Annotated in this window: 17 protein-coding genes; 5 read left to right on the plus strand and 12 right to left on the minus strand. The window is 52.9% G+C overall.

Annotated features, from left to right (window positions below):
- Positions 1–155: 155 nt before the first annotated feature.
- Positions 156–2,102 carry a peptidylprolyl isomerase gene (locus tag DTL42_RS10540; protein ID WP_114368685.1) on the plus strand — a complete coding sequence of 649 codons (1,947 nt, stop codon included), beginning with the start codon at positions 156–158 and terminating at the stop codon, positions 2,100–2,102.
- Between the two features lie 98 nt (positions 2,103–2,200).
- On the opposite strand, the gene DTL42_RS10545 is transcribed toward DTL42_RS10540, so the two are convergent.
- On the minus strand, positions 2,201–2,665 hold the full coding sequence (locus tag DTL42_RS10545; RefSeq protein ID WP_114368686.1) for an OsmC family protein: 465 nt from the start codon (positions 2,663–2,665) through the stop codon (positions 2,201–2,203).
- 202 nt (positions 2,666–2,867) lie between these two features.
- On the opposite strand from DTL42_RS10545, the gene DTL42_RS10550 reads away from it, so the two are divergent.
- Together DTL42_RS10550 and carA are read left to right on the plus strand one after the other, a co-directional pair.
- On the plus strand, positions 2,868–4,112 hold the full coding sequence (locus tag DTL42_RS10550) for an aminotransferase class I/II-fold pyridoxal phosphate-dependent enzyme (RefSeq protein WP_114368687.1): 1,245 nt from the start codon (positions 2,868–2,870) through the stop codon (positions 4,110–4,112).
- A 438-nt stretch (positions 4,113–4,550) separates the two neighbouring features.
- Positions 4,551–5,702 (plus strand): glutamine-hydrolyzing carbamoyl-phosphate synthase small subunit, encoded by a 1,152-nt coding sequence (gene carA, locus DTL42_RS10555; RefSeq protein WP_114368688.1) that lies wholly within the window; start codon positions 4,551–4,553, stop codon positions 5,700–5,702.
- A 55-nt stretch (positions 5,703–5,757) separates the two neighbouring features.
- Here carA and DTL42_RS10560 read toward each other — a convergent pair whose 3' ends face one another.
- Positions 5,758–6,504 carry a CPBP family intramembrane glutamic endopeptidase gene (locus tag DTL42_RS10560; RefSeq protein ID WP_114368689.1) on the minus strand — a complete coding sequence of 249 codons (747 nt, stop codon included), beginning with the start codon at positions 6,502–6,504 and terminating at the stop codon, positions 5,758–5,760.
- Positions 6,505–6,808: 304 nt separating this feature from the next.
- Here DTL42_RS10560 and ppdK point away from each other — a divergent pair, with 304 nt between their 5' ends.
- Positions 6,809–9,481, plus strand: a complete 2,673-nt coding sequence (gene ppdK / locus DTL42_RS10565; RefSeq protein ID WP_114368690.1) for a pyruvate, phosphate dikinase — start codon at positions 6,809–6,811, stop codon at positions 9,479–9,481.
- Positions 9,482–9,590: 109 nt separating this feature from the next.
- On the opposite strand, the gene DTL42_RS10570 is transcribed toward ppdK, so the two are convergent.
- The 9 genes from DTL42_RS10570 to DTL42_RS10610 form a co-directional block, all read right to left on the minus strand.
- Positions 9,591–10,151 carry a PcfJ domain-containing protein gene (locus DTL42_RS10570; protein WP_114368691.1) on the minus strand — a complete coding sequence of 187 codons (561 nt, stop codon included), beginning with the start codon at positions 10,149–10,151 and terminating at the stop codon, positions 9,591–9,593.
- Positions 10,152–11,214: 1,063 nt separating this feature from the next.
- On the minus strand, positions 11,215–11,616 hold the full coding sequence (locus tag DTL42_RS10580) for a YciI family protein (protein ID WP_114368693.1): 402 nt from the start codon (positions 11,614–11,616) through the stop codon (positions 11,215–11,217).
- A 188-nt stretch (positions 11,617–11,804) separates the two neighbouring features.
- Positions 11,805–13,055, minus strand: a complete 1,251-nt coding sequence (locus DTL42_RS10585) for an RNA polymerase sigma factor (protein ID WP_114368694.1) — start codon at positions 13,053–13,055, stop codon at positions 11,805–11,807.
- A 33-nt stretch (positions 13,056–13,088) separates the two neighbouring features.
- Positions 13,089–13,457 carry an STAS/SEC14 domain-containing protein gene (locus tag DTL42_RS10590; protein WP_114368695.1) on the minus strand — a complete coding sequence of 123 codons (369 nt, stop codon included), beginning with the start codon at positions 13,455–13,457 and terminating at the stop codon, positions 13,089–13,091.
- 161 nt (positions 13,458–13,618) lie between these two features.
- Entirely contained in the window at positions 13,619–15,799 is a 2,181-nt protein-coding gene (locus DTL42_RS10595; RefSeq protein ID WP_158545316.1) for an acetylxylan esterase, read from the minus strand.
- Between the two features lie 114 nt (positions 15,800–15,913).
- A complete protein-coding gene (locus tag DTL42_RS26550; protein ID WP_199590120.1) occupies positions 15,914–16,084 on the minus strand; it encodes a hypothetical protein in 171 nt (56 codons plus the stop codon).
- Positions 16,085–16,127: 43 nt separating this feature from the next.
- Positions 16,128–16,820, minus strand: coding sequence for a hypothetical protein (locus DTL42_RS10600; RefSeq protein WP_114368697.1), 693 nt, complete (start codon positions 16,818–16,820; stop codon positions 16,128–16,130).
- Positions 16,821–16,914: 94 nt separating this feature from the next.
- Positions 16,915–17,436, minus strand: a complete 522-nt coding sequence (locus DTL42_RS10605; RefSeq protein ID WP_114368698.1) for a hypothetical protein — start codon at positions 17,434–17,436, stop codon at positions 16,915–16,917.
- Between the two features lie 66 nt (positions 17,437–17,502).
- Complete coding sequence (locus tag DTL42_RS10610) at positions 17,503–18,783, minus strand: CCA tRNA nucleotidyltransferase (protein WP_114368699.1); 1,281 nt, start codon at positions 18,781–18,783, stop codon at positions 17,503–17,505.
- A gap of 131 nt (positions 18,784–18,914) precedes the next feature.
- Here DTL42_RS10610 and DTL42_RS10615 point away from each other — a divergent pair, with 131 nt between their 5' ends.
- Positions 18,915–19,259, plus strand: a complete 345-nt coding sequence (locus DTL42_RS10615) for a rhodanese-like domain-containing protein (protein ID WP_114368700.1) — start codon at positions 18,915–18,917, stop codon at positions 19,257–19,259.
- Between the two features lie 3 nt (positions 19,260–19,262).
- On the opposite strand, the gene DTL42_RS10620 is transcribed toward DTL42_RS10615, so the two are convergent.
- Positions 19,263–20,159, minus strand: a complete 897-nt coding sequence (locus DTL42_RS10620; RefSeq protein WP_114368820.1) for a ThuA domain-containing protein — start codon at positions 20,157–20,159, stop codon at positions 19,263–19,265.
- Positions 20,160–20,259 lie beyond the last annotated feature (100 nt).

The following is a 20,259-nucleotide window of genomic DNA, read 5'->3' on the forward strand; positions in this document are numbered from 1 at the left end:
GCGAGGAAACCTGGGCTTGCATGCCCCAAGCCGCGAATCGCTCTTGACCCGCTGGTGGCATGGTTCGTATATTCCCCTGCCCTAACTTAATGTTATCGGAATTGCGAACCTCTCTCCTTGAGAAAATCTTGCAGAAAATTTTTGGAGCAAGCGGAATGACTGGCAAGGATGCTAATCGCCGGCTTACCCTGGGTAAGTCCTGGGTTTTAGCCGCAACAGGATTTGTTGTACTGATTGGTGGCGTTGTCGCTTGGCGACAACTCAGTGGCGGTCCGCAACACGCGGAAGCCCAAGCCCCCGTTCAACAGCGAGCGGTTCAACAACGCCCCGCTCAGCGTCCGGCTGCAGCAGCCCCAGCGGCTGCTCCTGCCGAAGAAGTGGCACCACCAGCCACACAAAAGATTCAAACCGTAGCAGTCGTGAATCGTGAACCAATCACACGTTCAGCCCTCGCCGACGAAGCCCTTCGCCGTCACGGTAAAGAGGTTTTGGAAAGCCTGCTCAATCGCCACCTGATCGCCATCGCTTGCCAACAACAAGGGATCCAGGTCACCGAAGGTGACATCGATGCTGAAATCCAGAACATTGCCAAGAAGTTTGGTTTGTCCGTCGATCGTTGGCTCGGCTTGCTGAAAGAGGAACGCAACGTTTCGCCAGGCCAATACCGCCGCGAAATCATCTGGCCAACTCTGGCGCTACGACGCTTGGCGGCCGGTGAACTGCAAGTCACAGCCGAAGAAGTCCAAGTCGCGATGGAGAAGAACTACGGCCCCAAGGTCAAAGTTCGTATGCTTTCTGTCAATGATCGTGGTCTGGCAGAAGAACTACGTGCTAAGGCCGCTGCGAATCCCGATTCGTTCGCTGACTTGGCCAAGGACTATTCGCAAGACATCAACAGTGCAGCGGCTCGCGGCTTGATTCCACCTATCCGAAAGCATATCGGCAACCAGGAAATCGAAGACACCGTTTTCGCCTTGCAGCCAGGCGAAATTTCGCCGGTCTTGTTTGTTGCCAGCCAGTACTTGGTCTTCAAGTGTGAAGAACAGATGCCAGCCGACTACGACAGGATCCCCGCTGGCAGCTTGGAAGGCATACGCAATCAAATGGCCGATCAGGTCCGTGAATCGAAAATGCGCGAAGCTGCCGCCACGGTCTACGAAAAACTGCAAGCGAACGCTCAGATCGAAAACGTTTACAACGACGCCACCAAGGCCTCGCGAATGCCTGGCGTAGCCGCTGTCCTCAATGGCCAACCGGTCAGCTTGCGAGAACTGCAAGAGGAATGCATCAATCGCCACGGCATCGAAGTGCTCGATGGTGAAATCAATCGCAAGATCCTGCAACAAGAGCTAACTAGACGCCAACTGTCGGTTACCGAAGCCGATTTGGAAGCGGAAATTGTTCGGGCCGCTGACTCGCTGGGATTCCTCACCCAGGAAGGCAAGCCTGATATGGAAGCCTGGCTGAAGCAGGTAACCGAAGAGCAAGGCGTCTCAGTAGAACTGTACGTTCGCGATGCGGTCTGGCCGACGGTTGCCCTGAAGAAACTGGTCAACAATCAGGTTCAAGTAACCGAAGAAGACATCCAAAAAGGTTTCGTTGCTAACTACGGCGAGCGTGCTCAAGTTCTAGCCATCGTGCTAGACAGCCAACGCCGTGCCCAAGAAGTTTGGGAAATGGCCCGTCGCAACCCAACCGAACAGTTCTTTGGTGAATTGGCTCGCCAGTATTCGATCGAACCGGTCTCGAAGAACAACGACGGTCAGGTTCCTCCGATTCGTCGCCATGGTGGCCAACCCACGATCGAAGAAGAGGCCTTCAAGCTAAAGCCTGGGCAAATCTCCGGAATCATCCAAGCTGGCAACCAGTCGATCATCCTCTATAGTCTGGGGCTGACCAAACCGGTCATCAACAGCATTGAGGATGTTCGCGACGAGTTGGTCAAGGAACTGCATGAAAAGAAGCTGCGACTCGCCATGGCAGACGAATTCGAGCGTCTGCGTGACGACGCCCAGATCGACAACTTCCTGGCCAACACCACGCAAGCAGGCAAAGCCTACCAAGCAGCCGTTCGCCAACAGCTGCAGCAAGATCGCAAGTAACCGGGGCACGACTCTTCCACGCGAAGAGCGAGCATCGGAGGAAAATACCTATGAAAACGGGCTGCGAAATTTCGCGGCCCGTTTTTTTCGTCTGTGATTTATAAGACAGGCTCGATCAGAACCTCACTTTTTACCGAGTTGGCAATAAAGCAAAGCTCGTGAGCCTCGTGATGAAGCTCTTGAATCTGTTGGTGTGATGGCAGCGAATCGCCACTAAAATCGACCTTAGGTCGTAACCTGACGATGGTCACAGCCGTTTTACCTTCGGCGTTCTTTTCCATTTCTCCATAAGGCGCGTCGTGATAATGGTCGACGCAAAATTTGTTTTTGGCAGCAAGTGCTAAGAACCACAACATATGACAGCTCGAAATCGCAGCCACAAACGCCTCTTCCGGATCGACCCCAAAAGGATCGGACATGGGGGCCGGTACTGTGCTGGGCGCTGACGACGCTACCACCATCGCCCCACCATCAAAATGCCATTCGTGGCGGCGGCTATATTTCTTATCCAAAAACGGCTCTTCCTTCCGCTCCCAGATAATCCTGGCCGTATGTTCTGCCATGCTACTCTCCTGAGGGGACAAAATACTCAACCGAAATGGTGAACTCACCCCAAATTACGATTGTCTATTTGAAAACAATTGCAGGCCCTGCTAGTTCCGTCTCGCCTTGGCTTTGCTGATTGCCGAATTTAGAATAAGTGACCAGGTTGGATTGCTTCCATCTGACCATTCCACCATCCCCACTAGCTGAAATACGACTTCCATGTCCGATTCGCCCAATCCGACCAACGACAAACAGGACCCTCCTTTTGAGGTGCAATTTGCGCAACGGGTTTACCGTCTGCCGCCTTACATGTTCGGGCGAATCAACGCATTGTTGTACGATAAGCGCGTCGCTGGCAACGACGTCATCGATATGGGCATGGGCAATCCGTCGGACCCTCCGGCTGATTATGTCATGGAAAAGATGTGCGAAGCCGTCAAAGACCTTCGCAACCATGGCTACAGTAAGTCGAATGGTATTCGCAACTTACGCCGGGAAGTATCAGCCAAGTACCTAAAAAAATATGGTGTGCGTCTCGACCCAGAACACGAGGTCATGGTTTGCCTCGGCTCGAAGGAAGGGTTTTCGCATATGTGCTTGGCCATGATGGGCCCTGGCGACACGGCAATTGTTCCGGCTCCTTATTTTCCGGTCCATACATACGCCGTCGCCCTGGCCTCTGGCAACGTCATCTCTTTGGATGTCGCCAACAGCGAGAAATTTCTCTCGAACATCGCGTATACCTGCGAACATCTTTACCCGAAGCCTAAACTGCTGATCATTTGCTATCCGCATAATCCGTCGACGGTAACCGTTGAGCCAGAGTTCTTTGTCGATGTGGTGAAGATCGCCAAGAAATATGGCCTGATGGTGATTAGCGACTTTGCTTACGCAGATATCGCTTTCGATGGCTACAAGCCCCCCAGCTTCCTCTCAGCACCTGGCGCTAGCGATGTGGGTGTAGAGTTCACCACCATGAGCAAGGGCTATAACATGGCAGGCTGGCGGGTCGGTTACTGTGCAGGCAACCGAGAAATGATTCGCGGCTTGGGTACCATCAAAGGTTATTACGACTACGGCATGTTCCAGGCGATTCAGATCGCCTCGATTATCGCCCTCCGAGAAGGAGATGCCGCTGTCGAAGCCCAAAGCATGATCTATCAGACGCGGCGCGATGCCTTGGTGGATGGCTTGCATCGGCTTGGCTGGGAAGTAACTCCCCCCCGAGCAGGCATGTTCGTCTGGGCCAAGATCCCCGACCAATGGTTAAAACGCATGAACACCATGGACTTCGCCATGATGCTGTTAGAAAAGGGAGACGTCGCGGTCAGCCCTGGTAGCGGTTTTGGACCAAGCGGGGAAGGTTATTTGCGGATGAGCTTGGTCGAAAATGAAAATCGCTTGCGCCAAGCCGTTCGTCAAATCAAAGGTTGCCTGAAGGAAGCTGCTGCGGTAACCGCTTAGTGACGACGAAGTCCCGCGAAATCATTCATCCTGAAAAAACCAAGTGATGATGGCCAAAAGCCCATCACCTCTTGGTTGGTAGCGTACCTGTAGCTTCTCTCAGAATTTACTCGCAGATTCGAGAAAGCAGTGTGGAAACCCGGGGCAATGTCTTCAAAGCCCCTATACGCGAACGGATGGGGATTTATAATAGCGGAAATTTGCCCGCACCAAGGGTCTGCACCTGGAGCTCAGGATGTAGAAAAAGGAAAGCACTTGCTCGCCGAAACAAGTGCTTTCCAAGGCTGTCCAAACTTTCGCTTGGAGACCCACAGCCGTACTCCTTGATATCGGGCCTCGTTTCGGGAAGACTTTAACCGCGTCCTAAACAGCGTTAAATCCCTTCACGAAATATCCTATTGTTCCACCGCGATATCCCAAAAGAAGACGAATACCGCTATGTCTCAGCCTGCCAAACTCGCACTGGAAGATGGAACCGTTTTCACGGGACTCGCGTTTGGGGCCATTGGCGAAGTGAGCGGTGAAGCTTGCTTCAATACTTCGATGACCGGCTATCAAGAAATCTTGACCGACCCTAGCTACCGCGGTCAGATCTTGACGATGACCTATCCGCAAATCGGCAACTACGGCGTGAATGCCGAGGACATGGAAAGCGGCAAGATCCACATGGCTGGCTTCATCGTCCGCGAAGCAAGCCGCGTCGTTAGCAACTTCCGCTCGGAAGGTTCACTGGACGAATTCCTCAAGAAAAACAACGTGGTCGGCATGACCGACATCGACACCCGGGCTCTTGTGCGTCGCTTGCGCAACAACGGCTCGATGAAAGCTGTTCTCTCCAGCGTCGACCTCGACGATGCTTCGCTGGTAGAAAAAGCGAAAAGCAGTGCCGGGCTGGTTGGCCGCGATTTGGTACAGGAAGTCTTACCAGCTCAGCAATCGCTGTGGGAGGAAGACCTAAGCCCCTGGATCAAAATGGGAGACAAAACCCGTGCTCTTGCGTCACGCAAAGACCAAGACTTGCATGTGGTTGCTCTCGATTACGGGATGAAGTGGAACATTCCCCGTCATCTACGCGACCTGGGCTGCAAAGTCACCGTCCTGCCAGGTACCGCCTCGCCCGAAGAAGTCTTGAGCCATAACCCGGACGGGATTTTTCTATCCAACGGCCCCGGCGACCCAGAACCGCTGACCGGTCCCATTGAAACCATCCAAGGACTGCTCGGTAAGAAGCCGATCTTTGGTATCTGTCTGGGACACCAACTGCTGTCACTCGCTTGCGGTGCCAAGACCTTTAAGCTGAAGTTTGGTCACCGTGGCGCGAACCAACCGGTTCTCGATATTCAAACTGATAAAGTCGAGATCACCTCGCAGAACCATGGCTTTGCCGTGGAAGAAGGCAGCCTGCCGAGTTGCCTGGAAATCACACATCGCAACCTGAACGACAACACGATTGCCGGGGTAAAGCACAAAGAATTGGCCGCATTCAGCGTCCAGTATCACCCTGAAGCTTCCGCTGGCCCGCATGACAGCGAATATCTCTTCACGCGATTCCGCGAATCAATGGACCAACAGAAGGGTGCTGCTGTCTAGCAGCACTGATAAAGAGATGCCCAAACGGCACTACCGCCAGCGGCTTCACTGGCGGTTAGCTCTCTTCTGGCTTTTCTTCAACCTGATCGGCCCCGGTTTGCCGCATGTAAACTAACGCAAACCAGTCGTACAGAGCATGGATTACGATCGGGACAATGATGTCCCCGGTCCACCAAAACCAAAAGCCGAGGTACGCCCCCATAATCGCAGCGAGGGCGAAATACTCTTTCGTGACGAAATGCACGACGCCAAAGAGCAAGCTCGTCAGGACAATGGGGACAACAGGACTTCCATCGCTGCCCATTAACTGCTGAAGAAACGTTTGAATCACTCCGCGAAACAGGGCTTCTTCCCCTAATCCTGCCGCCAAGCTGACCAACCCCAGCTCAAAGATGGTCGCCTCTCGAAAGAGGGGAATAATGTGCTGCTCCATGTAGCTTTGCAGGTCGTCTAGCGAGCGGAACGAACCATACTGCATGGCCAGAAAGACTGCCACCAAAGGAACGGTCGCCAAGGTGCCGAGACCGATCGCCTTGAAAACGGCTAGAGCGTTCCCGCTATCCCAGCTTGCGCTAATCCAGGGAGAAACCCCGATTAAAGCACCGATTCCCACGGCCACGAACGCCAAAGCCGACTCAAATAAGACCGCTTTTAAAATGAAACCTTCGGCGCGTTCCCGTTCCGTCATTTCTGGGCTGCGGTATGGGTCTTCAAAATCGTAGTCGTCTTGGTCGTCAAACACGATGAACCGGGACAATTGGGGAAAAATGAGCATTACCACGGACAAGACCAGGCGAAGCATCGCTTAGCCCTGGCCTTCTTACCATTCGCATTGTCCTCTTTCAGCGGCCTGGCGCCAAACGGCGAATCGATTGCCACTGCCTCAAAATGCGAATTACTTGACTTAAATGACGCAAGTTGGGGACTGGTTGACGGTTGCTTGCCGTCTCAAGTAAACTTTGCTGCATATATTCGGTCGAAATCTAATCCTTCTATGCAAGGCCCATTCGGGAAATCCCCAGTGGAAACGACCGAAGGGACTAGACCTTTACTCCCTAAAACCGACACAACACTCCAGCGTTTGCGATATTCAAAGGTTTCAAGACATGGCCAAGAAAGCGGCAGCGAAGAAAACCAAACCCTCGAAGATGGTCTACTACTTCGGTAAGACAAAGACCGAAGGCAAGGGAGTCGGTAAGGATCTACTAGGTGGTAAAGGCTTGAACCTGGCAGAAATGACCAGCATCGGCCTTCCCGTCCCTCCAGGCATCACCATCACCACCCAAGTTTGTGCCGACTACTACAAAGGCGGCAAAAAACTGCCTAAGGGCCTAATGGACGAAGTCCACGAAGGTATCTCGACCCTGGAAAAAGAACTGAAGAAGACCTTCGGCGACAACAAAAACCCGCTGCTGGTTTCGGTTCGTTCAGGTGCTGCGGTTTCGATGCCGGGCATGATGAACACGATTTTGAACCTCGGCTTGAACGACGAATCGGTCGTCGGTTTGGCGAATGCCACCAACAACGAACGATTCGCCTACGATGCCTACCGCCGCTTGATCGATATGTTCGGCGACGTGGTAATGGAAGTCGATCGCGATCACTTCGAACACGCGTTTACCGAAATCAAGAAGAAGTACAACGCCAACCTCGACAACGAAGTTCCGGCTGCTGGTTTGATTGAACTTTGCAACGAATACAAAGCGATCTACCAGAAGTACACCGGCGAAGCCTTCCCGCAAGACCCAATGAAGCAATTGGAACTGGCGGTCGAAGCGGTCTTTAAGTCGTGGAACACCACGCGTGCCGTGCGTTATCGCGAAGTGGAAGGTATCCGTGGCCTGTTGGGTACGGCCGTCAATGTTCAGTCCATGGCTTACGGCAATATGGGCCAAGACAGCGGTACCGGTGTGGCGTTCACCCGTAACCCTTCGACTGGCGAAAACAAATTCTACGGCGAATTCCTGATCGACGCCCAGGGCGAAGACGTGGTGGCCGGTATTCGTACTCCACAACCAGTTGCTGAAATGAGCAAGTGGAATCGTGCTGTCTACAAGCAACTGCTCGAAATCAAAGACACCCTGGAAGCCCACTACAAGGACGTTCAGGACATCGAGTTCACCATCGAAAAGGGTGAACTATTCATGTTGCAAACGCGTAACGGTAAGCGAACTGGTGCTGCTGCCGTGAAGATCGCCTGCGACATGGTCAAAGAAGGTTTGATCGACGAGCAAACCGCTTTGCTCCGTATTCCTGCTAACGATCTGACTCAGCTGTTGTTGCCAAGCTTCACCACCGCATCGAAGTCGAAAGCGAATGTCTTGACGCGCGGCCTTCCCGCATCTCCAGGTGCCGCCGTTGGTGTTTTGGCTTTCACTGCAGAAGAAGCGGTCGAACGATCGCATGCTGGCGAAAAGGTCATCCTTTGCCGCAAAGAAACCAGCCCTGAAGACATCGATGGCATGCACTCTGCCGTCGGTATTTTGACCTCGACCGGTGGTATGACCAGTCACGCCGCCGTGGTGGCTCGTGGTTGGGGACGCTGCTGCGTTGCCGGTGCTGGCGAAATCGAAATCGACGAAAAGACTCGCAAGATCAAAGTCGCTGGCAAGACCTTCAAGCACACCGACACCATCTCCATCGACGGCTCGACCGGCGAAGTGATGGAAGGGGCCGTTGAAACGAGCGAACCGAAGCTTTCCGGTGACTTTGCGAAGGTTATGAAGTGGGCCGATGAGTACCGCACACTAGGCGTGCGTACCAACGCCGATACGCCTGCCGACTCGCAACGTGCTCGTGACTTCGGTGCGGAAGGTATCGGCCTTTGCCGCACAGAACACATGTTCTTTGAAGAAGACCGCATCATCATCATGCGGGAAATGATTCTGGCCGAATCGGAAGCCGATCGTCGTGCCGCCCTGGCCAAGCTGCTGCCGTTCCAGCGAGAGGACTTCGTGGGGATCTTCACTGCGATGAAGAACCTGCCGGTTACCGTTCGTTTGCTAGACCCACCGCTGCACGAATTCCTGCCGCACGAAGCCAAGTCGCAAAAGGAAATCGCTGATATCCTCGGCATCACCGCAGCTAAGGTGAAATCGCGTGTTTCCCAGCTGCACGAATCCAACCCGATGCTGGGTCACCGTGGTTGCCGCTTGAGCGTGACCTATCCAGAAATCTTGGAAATGCAGGTCACCGCGATTGTCGAAGCCGCGATTGAGTGCAAGAAGAAGCGTATCAACGCGATGCCGGAAATCATGATTCCGCTGGTTGGTACCGCAGCTGAATTGCAGCTTCTGCGGGCCAAAGCCGAAGAAACGATCGAAAAGGTCAAGTCGGAAGCCAGCTACAACGGCGAACTCGATATCCTCATCGGTACGATGATCGAAATCCCGCGTGCAGCTTTGACAGCAAACGAAGTCGCCGAATACGCCGAGTTCTTCAGCTTCGGTACGAACGACCTCACGCAGATGACCTTCGGTTACAGCCGTGACGACGTCAACACGTTCCTGCCAGATTACACCCGCCTGGAAATCTTGCCTGCCGACCCGTTCCAAACGCTCGATGCTACCGGCGTTGGCCAACTGGTCGAAATGGGTGTGGTCAAGGGACGCAAGACCCGCAAAGATCTGAAGTGCGGTATCTGTGGCGAACATGGTGGCGATCCTGCTTCGATCGACTTCTGCCACAACGTTGGTCTGAATTACGTCAGCTGCTCGCCGTTCCGCGTGCCTATCGCCCGCTTGGCAGCCGCTCAAGCTGCAATTCGTGCAGCAAAGTAAGCTCCTTGCTTGCTCTTTCAAAATGAATCAAACGAAAGGCTGGCCTGATATTCAGGCCAGCCTTTTTTACTTCTGAATGCGATAACCCGGCAAGTCATTGAATCCAAGATCAACCGTCCGCTGTCATCTTCAGCCCTTCCTGTTTCGCCCAGCGTTCAATAATCAGTCGCGACTCTGATGTAGGGCGGCTATTCGACTTTCCTTGGACTTGAACGATCTCTTTGTTTCTTGGATCAACTTCGATCGTTACCATTCGCTGGGGCGTCCCACCTCTTTGAATACGTAGCGACCAGATCGAAGCGGTCCTCCGGGCGCACTCGTCGACGTAACTTTCAACACAATGATTCATCGCCAAGCCTTCCAACTTAAGGGCACGATCGCTTAGTAGTTCAAAAACGAGCCACTTCACATCACCATCTTGATGAACCAAAGGAGCAATCTCGGAGCGGGGCCAATCACAGGCCTTCTTTGCTAAATCAGGCCGTTTCTTCAAGACATCGTTCCGCCAGTTGGCCATGTGCCGCCGCAAAGAACGAAGAGTCTTACCTTTCAATGTAAAGTCCGGCTGCAAAGGATCGTTGCCGCCACCACGCCCCCAGACGTATTCGCCTGGCATAAATTTTTGACCGTTCAGAAAGTAAACAATCTCCAAGACTTCTTCCAGCGACAAGGGAGCGTTTCGAAAAAAAAACGCAGCACCGATTCCCAGAAATGTTCGTCCTGCATTTCGTGACGCAGGAACGTGTTAGCGACGATGTAGTTAGCCAATTCAAGCGTGCCTCCTAGACCACGAATCTGCGCCCATCGTATTCCCTCGATTATCCCCAAGTGGGGCGGCACCTCCATCAAGAATTTCGCCCCCTTGGGGCTGAGCTTCAAAAGAGGTTGGGTCTCGAATTGGCGCATTCCCCACCCTTTCGCCAAATGCAAATAGAGCTGGCGAACCCATTCCGCCTGACGAGGAGGAAGCCAACTGTAGGCGACGAAATCAGGAACAGGGTATGCTTCAAAAAGGTGCCGCATCAGCGACCGCAATTGTCGGTGGAAGCCCCTCTCGCCGTTTTCCCATTGCTCCGGCATTTGTATCCAACAACTTCTCAGCTCTGCCATTTCGGACAGTAGTTGAATCGCGGGATACAGCCGAGAATAATTCGTGGGTGCATCAGACGAAGCAGCGGCAAAAATCGAAGACCGCGAGCGAACGACGTGAATTAGATTCCAATAAAAATTACGATACCTGCCTCGGGGCTGAGCTTCAGCCAAGGCGCGATCGAGCCATTGCTGCGCAAATCTCTTGCGCGCATTTCCAGACATATCCCACTCATGCTTTGTGCAGAAGAATACGGACAGACCTCAAGCGCTATTTACGCTTGACCTCAAAAAGTGGCGTCGAAGCAAGATCACTTCGACAACGCCGGCAACTGTCCGTATTTCACAAGCATGGCTTGAAACCTTTTCGTTTCACGAAGTTTGCCAAACGACGAGTTCTATGGCAATCAGAAACAAACAATCCTGAGCGATCGACAATCGCCCTTAAAGAAAAGAGAAACACCTACGGAGGAAAGGTTCACTTTAGAAGAGGAACGCCACTATCGAACGAACCAATAGCCGATCGATGTCTTTTCCTACGGTGAAAGCCCAGCGAGGATTTATCGCTGCCTGCCCACGTATTCCCCCCAAAACAAGTCAGGTTCCAGGGCTTCCGCTGGTCTCGCTTGGTACGCAGCCTTCCATTAAAGGCCAGCATCCTTGGCAAATTGCTCCGCTACAGCAGCAATCACTAAGTTCATCGCCTCGTCGGCAGGACGTATCTCGAACGGCCCAATCTTCACTCCTGGATGTTTCGACATTAACTGGATGGCGTGGTTCAAGTCGCGTGCTTCCAGCAAGAGAATGCCACCGATCTGCTCCTTCGTTTCGACGAATGGTCCGTCGGTAACTTGAACTTGGTATTCCTGATAACGCAACGTGACACCGTTCTCAGGCAGGTCTAGCGCCCCTCCTCCCGCGAAGTGGCCCCCCTGGCGAAGTTCATTGTCATAAGCGAAACACTCCTCCATCAAGGCATTTCGCTGTTCTTCCGGTAAGGCATTGTACTTGGCGATATCGATATAGCCCAAACAAACAAATTTCATCGATTGGTTTCCTGCACAAAGCGGGTTAATAAGTTTTCTTCACCTTGTAGTCGCATCCCCAAGTGCCAAATCGACATGCCCGAAAACAATTTTTGAACTTCGCAGCAAACGATCTGCGTAGCTCCAATTTCAAGAGATCGGCGGTGCCATTGCAAGAATAAAGATTCAGAGCTCCGCAGGAGAGGAACTTATTGAAGCTCTAGCAATCGTCGCTGTAGAAATCGACGCTCTGGCTCTTGCCGAGCAAGTTCTAATGCCTGTTGATAGGCCTGTTGTGCCTCATTTTTTCGTCCTAACCGTCGGCAGAGATCTGCCTTAGCGGCGTGTGCCAGATGATACTGGCGAAGTTCTCCCTGGGCGAGAATTGCCTCGACAAGTCGTAACCCAGCGTCCGGGCCGTCTCGCATCGCTACCGCGACGGCACGATTCAATTGGACGATCGGTGACGAGGCAACCAACAAGAGAACATCGTACAACGCAATGATTTGCGACCAATCGGTTTCCTCTGGTGTGGCGGCTTCGGCATGAACGGCAGCGATGGCGGCTTGTAGGCAATAACTTCCTAGTCGCTGTGTCGCGAGAGCCTCTTGCACGAGCCGGACTCCCTCGGCAATGTCAGCCTGGTTCCAGCGGGAACGATCTTGATCTTCCAGCAGAATAATATCGCCCTCTGGCGTCGCTCGCGTTGCCCGACGTGACTCTTGCAGGAGCATTAACGCAAGCAGCCCTTTGACTTCCGCATCCGGAAGTAGCCCCACCAGCAGTCGTCCGAGACGAATTGCTTCCTCGGACAGGTCATGCCGTGTGACCGATTCGCCTGACGATGCCGAGTACCCTTCGTTGAAAACTAGGTAAATCACTGAGAGAACAGCGCCCAAACGCTGCGGCATGTGCGAGATCGTGGGGATCTCGAAAGGAATGCCCGCATCTCGAATTTTTGCTTTCCCACGAACGATTCGCTGGGCGATAGTTGGCGGAGAAGTTAAGAAAGCACTGGCAATCTCTTCGGTTCGCAGTCCACAAACTTCGCGTAAGGTAAGGGCAACCTGGGTTTGAGAGGCAATTGCTGGGTGACAGCACATGAAAATCAGTCGTAACCGATCATCCTCGATGCTCTCGTCATCAATCACATTTCCAGGGTCGGTCCCATCGCCCAGCCGTTTGGCGATTTCGCCGAGCGATTTATCAAACCGCGCACGTCGGCGGATGATATCAATTGCCTTAAATCGCCCCGTGGAAACCAACCAGGCACGAGGATTCTGCGGGATTCCTTCCTCGTGCCATTTTTCAACTGCGGATGTGAATGCCTCGTGCATCGCCTCTTCCGCTAAGTCAAAATCTCCTAGCAAGCGAACAAGGGTTGCGAAAACCCGGCGAGACTCTTGGCAGTAAAGTTCGTCAAGCGTCTGACGAACTTGGTTAAAATAGGCTTCCCCCATCGCGGAAATTTACCTGCGAAACGAGCTAGGCTTTTAGGCTTCCTCTTCAACCAGCCACTTCTTGGCTTGTTCCAGTTTGCTGTGATCGAAGTATTTAACCTTCGCTCCGGTAAATGGCTTGCAAAAGACCGCCATCCCAGCTTCCCACTTCGATTCGCCCACAATGGCCAAACGTTTGATGTCGTTCCAATGTTTCATATCGAAGTTGATATCATCCCACACAGCAGCCAAGGTCCAACCGTGGAAGTCATGCAGCTCAACCAGCAGACGCAGCTTGCCAAATTCCGCAATCTGCTTCTCAACCTCGGGGACGAACTTTTCGTAGTCTTCGGCGGTCAGCTTGCCGCTAATACGAACGATGGTCAAATCCTTCAAATGCACAATTTCCAAATTGTCGCTCATCGTTTCTGAATCTCCCTAAGTTGAAATAGACAGCAAAGGCATAGCCAACATTGCTTTTGGCATTCTCTTATTTTACGGTACGCTCTCGGGTATACAATTCCAGGGACCAGCCCAGCCGATCCAGACCGGCGCATGCCCACCCAAGAGCCTCGACTGCTTCTCTATTGAAAGCGGCTAAGTTGCCCCAATACCCAGTCGACCGGTGTCACCTCGATATCATCAGCATACGCGAGATGATCTTTCTGGTTCAGAAGCCGATAAGCATTGAGCGTAGACTGAAGCGACTGGCTATTTTCTCCTATCACGCGCAGGGGCATTGGGGCTGCCAAAGCCAAGAAGGCAGGCACATCGCCATACTTCGCCCCTCCTGGCAACAAATTGGGGGAACGAATCGAATCGACTTCACCAAATCGGAATCCGCCGGTATGAAGTGCCGCGAAATCGAATGCCTTTGAGCGCGTAGCCATTGCCACCGAAGCGATGCCAGCCATGGCCGAATCGAACGCGACCAATCCGATCGACTTCGGAGTTCGCTCGTGGTTGCGCATGAACGTAGCCATGGTCAGGATGTCACTAACCCTTTCCGCCGCGACGGCCCGATTGTAGCCCAGCGTGTAAGCGGCAGCTTCTCGTGGGTTCTCAACTTTAGGTGTCTGGTTGAACGCCAGCCCCTCGGCGAGAAACTCGCCTTGATAGATTAGATCGATCCCAGCCACCGATACGCCAGCAGAAACCAACTTGGCTACCTCCGCCTTCAGGCGGCCATTTTCGGCAAACAATCCCTGCTTCCCTTCTTTTGAAAGCCACAATACGGTGTGCCCTCCCCAGTTGTCCTTGGGGTACAAAAACAGGGCAGGCAATTGCGAACCGTTTTGAGCGTTGTGTAACAAGCCGCCGATGAAGAGATAATCTTCCCGCTGCTCCTTCACCTTAACGTCGAAATCCAGATCATCCATCTTTGGCGTCTTCGTTTCCACCATCACGGCAAGCGCAGGCTCAACAATTGCCTGATACTTTTGGAAATCGGTCTCGTCTCCTAACAGATACGGCTCGATCTGTTGATTTGATATCGCGGTCCACTCGGCCAATAGTTTTCGCTCGAATTCCTCGGTGTAGGTAGGGCGGTCTTGGTCGCTCCAGACGGTCAGTTCTTTCTCGGTAAGTCGCTGGTAGGGCCGTTCTTCCACCGACGCATTCAGGCCAAACACTTGATTGAAAAGTTCGTACATCGCCCGCCGAGAAATGGCGTTGTAGTTGTGACCAAATTCGGTGCGAGCTGTTAAGTGCACCTTATCTTCTGCTCCCATCAAAGCGTAGAGCTGCTTCAGATCGGGAAAGCCTTTCGTTTCGAACTCTTTGGTCCAATCGTCGGCAGAGGTCAAACCTTGCGGTTTAGGGGCGAACAATGCCGCGAACTCCACATTGCCGGTACCAACGCGTAAGAGCGTGCAATTCTCGCATGTGCAGCCACCTTGCATTGCGGTTGATACCATCACGGCTGGAAAAACGGCAGCGATGCGGGGATCGATCGCACCAACGATCATCGTTTGTGTCGCCCCGCCACTTGCCCCAGTGACGGCTAGGCGTGACTTATCGACATTGGCCAGCGATTCCAACAGATCTAAACTACGTATGCAGTTCCAAATCTGCAGTCCCATAACGGATTCCAAATGGGACTCGGCCTGCGGGCTAAAGAATCCCCAGCGCTGATTCGTATTCATGCCCGGACGCTGCTTGCCAAAGCGGTGGACCAACTCGATCGACAGTTGCTGGCTATCGGCATAGCCCAGCATATCAATCTGCAACACAACGCAGCCCATTCTCGCTAATTGGACACAGCGAGCTTGGATTGGATTCCTGGCCGTTTCTTCGATAGACTCAGCCCCACTTTCGATCTGCTTCTTAACTTCCGCATCCCCGGCGACATAGAAACGACCGTTATCCCAATGGCCATGAGGGCAAAGCACGCCAGGAAAAGGGCCTGATTTACCAACCGGTTCATAAAGACTACCGGTCACAAAGAAGCCAGGCATGCTCTCGAAACGGACACCAGTTACTTGATAGTCGTCAAATTTGTATTCGCTCGTCTTCTTTAGATTCAATGGCGTTTGCGGAGGCATTGGCCAAAGCCCCAGGGCAACCTTCAACTGGGTGCGAACGTCTTCTGCCCGTGCTTGCCACGTCTCTTTACTTTGCGGAGGATGAAACGGAAAGTATCCATTCAGATCTTTAGGTGGCGCCAAGCGATCGTCTTGGGGTAACTGCCCTGGCGGCAAGATTCGCACAGCTTCTTGTGCTGCGGCTATGCCAGGAACGAGCAGGATGAGCACTAGATGACTCATCCGAATGAAATTCGTGATTGTCTTTCGCATCGCTTAGAACGTCCAAAAGGTGGGAAATGCGGGACGAGAAGTGTCTAGCAGTTTACGCCACCCAAGCACAGGATGCGAGACTTTTCAGGACGCTTTGAGCTTTTCGATCTCTTCGCGAGTTTTTGCAATTTCCTGCTCAACAGCTTCGATCTCGCCGGGTTCGTCGGCTTGGGCTTTCACGCCAGCTAGTTTTTGGTTCAAAGTCTGCATTTTTTTCTGCAGAATATCGAGACGCTTCTTTTGCTTCTTGTCCATGAAGGCTCCCAAGAGTTGTTGCGAGAAAAGGTTATTTAGGGGGTTAGCTGTTTGCAGGCGATGCCAGGATATCGCGCATCTTTTGCAGTGCCACCATGGCTTCGATCCCCTGCAAGCCAAAACATTCGTGCATCAAGATTAACGCATCGTTGAAGCGATGACGAACGAGCTCGTGCCGAATCCGCATCGCCTTAACCACCACGGTGGTGTCGCGTTGGTAATTCGCAGAAAAAGCCTGAGCACACTTGAGGCCCGAATAAGGGGAAATGCCGAGAATCTGAGCAATCAAATCGCCTGCCTCTTCGACGTTGCCTTGCTCGATCAGTGTAACAAATCGTCCAAATGCCGGGGCCTGAGGAAGAGGTGTCCCAGGAGCCGGTAGCCCGATCAGATCCGCTCGATCCGAGCCCTTAACGGCATCCTCGGGGGGCGTAATCGTCAGCGGAAAATGAGGCAAACGTACCGCCTCTTTTTCGCTTGGCTGGTCGTAACGTTCAAAACCTTGGGACTCTTCGGCTTCTTCCTGTTCCGCCGGAAGATTGGAGATCATCTGGTTCAAGTGTGCCAGCTTGTTCCCCATCCGGTCGTATAGGTTCTCGATCTCGCTCAAAAACGACTCACCTGCCGCGTCGGCTTGAATTTCGTCGGCTTGATCCAGAATGGCCTCGGTCATGCGAGCCAACAGGGCATCGCGTGCTTGCTTTAGGATGGCCAAAGCCTGATTGCGGTCGGACATGACAGAACACCCAAGAGAGAAGAAAATCGCGTATGTGAATACCATGCCAAAGGCACTTCACGTCTTCCCATCTTAGTCACTCGTGCCTCCAACGTTAAGAATTCTCGCTGCTTGTCTCCTCAGGGGAAGTGATGGCGGCCTTAGAATCGGCAGAATCACTACTTTTGGGCACCCGATCGGCAATCCGTAACGTACCGGCCATAAGCACCAAAATGACCGCTAAAACGGCATTCAGTTTGAGCCAGAAAGCTTCCTTTTCGCGAAACTTCTCGGCATTCTTACTGCGTCCCGTTAGCAGGCTGGCAATGTACAGAATCACCAACGCCAACAGCAACTTCGCTCCGGCAACCCCATGGTAGTAGTGCTGAGGAAACTTGTACTTCATCGCTTGGTAACCGAGAGAAACGATGCCGCTCAGGACAACGATCCCCGCGCAAATCATCACGACTTTTGCCCAGCGAGTCCGGATTGCATTCTTCAGTTCCGGCTTCTCGGCGAAGTCGGTCGCTTGCATGGCTGGATGCAAAGCAAACACCATGTAAAGCGTTCCACCGACCAAAATAATTGCCGGCAAAATATGAGCCCAGCGAAGCACCAGTTCAAACACGAATTCCATCAAGTTGTCCTTCAAGTTTCTATTCTGAAAGTGTGGCCTGGCTTATTGTAGCCGGTTTGTTGGCACCTAGATGTTATTCCAGTGCGTCTTCACAAATTCCAATGCTTGAGCCGCCGTAGTAAGCCGTCGTTCCAATTGCTCGTCACGCACCTTTTCCAAAACACGTTGGAATTGCGGACCTGGTTTGTAGCCAGCTTGAATCAGATCTCCACCGTTCAAAAGGGGCGGCGGGTTGAGGTCTTCTTCGGGTAATTCAATCCGACTCTGGGCATACTCGATCCCGCTGGTAGATTCTCGTTTAGCGAGTTGAATAGCTTTCCCAACTGCAATTAGCAACGGAGCTGGCTCTGCAATCAACAACCGCTGCAAAGTTGGCCAGGCAACCTGATCTGCCTGACGAATCTGTCTCTCGTGACGCAAGAGCCATTGAATGGTCTTGGTTTCCTCGTTGGTCAACTTCCAACGAACCGCAATCTGGGCTGCTGGCTCGATCGGATGATGTGACTGGCCATTGAGTACGCTGTGCTGACATGCATATCGCAGCAGTAATGCCATCGCAGCCGAGAAATTCGGCGTTTGCAGGGCTTCAAGCGACTGGTAGGTTTCGCTCCAACGTAAGGCGTGCCCCACAACCGAATTAAGTTCCGGCAATAGTTCATCCAGCAGCGAAAGATCACGCAGCATGCGGACCGCAATCATCCGATGATTATCGGCCAGCATTCGCCGCATTTCTGCTGCAATCCGTTCAGCACTGACCACATGGATATGCCTGGCAAACTCACGAATCGCTCGTTGGGTTGCCAGCTCTAGATCGAAAGCAAAGTTCGAACTGAACCGTACCGCACGCAGCATCCGCAGTTTGTCTTCCTCGAAGCGTAGATAAGGATTGCCAATACTGCGCACCAATCCGTGCTTCAAATCGCGGCGGCCCCCGACATAGTCGAGAACCTTCTCTTCGATCGGATCGTAGAACATGCCGTTGATGGTGAAATCGCGACGCTGTGCATCTTCTTCTGCGCTACTAAAGCGCACGGCATCAGGACGGCGTCCATCGGAATAACCCATGTCGGTTCGGAAGGTTGCAACTTCCACCTGACCACGACGCCGACCTCCGTTAACCGTAATCACCCCAAACGAGGCCCCAATCGGAATCGTATGGTCGTGCCCGAAGATATCCCGCACTTGGTCGGGAGTGGCATTGGTCGCCACATCAAAATCTTTCGACTCTCTACCAAGCAACAAATCGCGGACGCACCCCCCTGCCCACAAGGCTTGGAATCCAGATTTTTTGAGAGTTTGGACAATCTCAATCGAGAAAGCCTGGGTTGCAGCCAAATCAGGGGGCATATATTCACGCTATCCAAATGAGTGGTGGGCTGGCCAAGACATTCAACTTACCAAATCCGTTCCTACTGGACGACGTACCCTGTGATCCTTTAGATTCGACACTTCACAAAGCTTTATCTGGGAAGAGAGTGATGTCAGACGAAACCAGCGTACCGATCGAAACGACCTGCCTTGAGGTTCAAAATCTGCAAAAACAAAACGCCGAGTTTCTCTTGCTCGATTGTCGTGAGCAGAACGAATTCGATTTCGTACACATCCCTGGAGCCACACTCCTACCGATGAGCGAAATCCAACAGCGTGTCGGCGAACTTGAACCGCAACGCCAGAACCACATTATCGTGTACTGCCACCATGGTGGACGCAGCATGCGTGTCACTCAGTGGCTAAGGGAGCAAGGCTTTCCCAAAGTGCAAAACATGGCTGGCGGGATCAATGCTTGGGCCCAAGATATCGACCCAAGCATGCCCACTTACTAGCGATTACGATTTTTCCGGTTCATAGGGACGCTGAGAAGTCTTATTGGGTTCGGGAAAATCTTCTGGAATTGGCAAGGTCACCTCGCCTGTTGCTGCCCACTCGGTACCTCGCAGTAACGTAGCAATGAAACCGGTGCATTCCATCGAATAGTCGCCGTGCCCCATGGGCGTATGGAAAACACGTCCTTTTCCATAGCTTACCGTCATGATCATCGGCTCGTGCCGCCCTGTTCCTCCGGTTGCCGGATCGGAATAGGCAGTGGCTAGCACCTTCATATTTTCGGCGGGGCCACGCAGCTGATCGTAAAGCTCGTCTTGAGCATGCATCCAAGCCATTGGCATACCTTTGGTGATCGGATGCTTAGGGTCGCGTACAACCACCTGGAATGGGTGCTGCCTGCCGTGATGTCCCCCGTTGCCGGCCGAGGTATCACGGACCAGCTTTTCGTCTTGATTGAGGTAAACGTAAGGACCACTCTTCGCCGTGCGTCCTCCCCAGCCCCCCAGGCCGATTATGCGGTTGTACGCGTCCCATTCGCTGAAAGCGTTGTCTGCGGCGTGAACGACCACGAACCCGCCTCCATTATCTACGTAGTCGACAAACGCCTTCTGGGTCGCCTCCGGCCACATCTGACCGTTGTAGTTGCTGATCACGACATCGTAATCCGAGAACTTGGGCGCAAAACCGACCGTCGAGTTCGGTGCGGTCGTCGCGACATCGACGCTAAACTTCCCCGTCTCTTCCAGATAAGACTTCATCATCTGCGTTGTTTTGGGCCAGATCCCATGATTGTTCTGACCATCCACAATCAGGGCTTTTAGCTGGCCCTCTTCCGCTTGGGCACTCCCCTGGGCAATCAAGAAAAAGAGAAAAGTCAAAGCCAAAACGAAACGTTGCATGGGGTATTCTCCGGGGAAGATTTCAGAAGCGAAAAGAGGGGTTCCACTGTCGGCAGTATAAACCACCCAGAGAAACCATGCTTCCTGGAAAATTCCCCAG

This window comes from Bremerella cremea, from assembly GCF_003335505.1.
Lineage (GTDB): Bacteria > Planctomycetota > Planctomycetia > Pirellulales > Pirellulaceae > Bremerella > Bremerella cremea_A.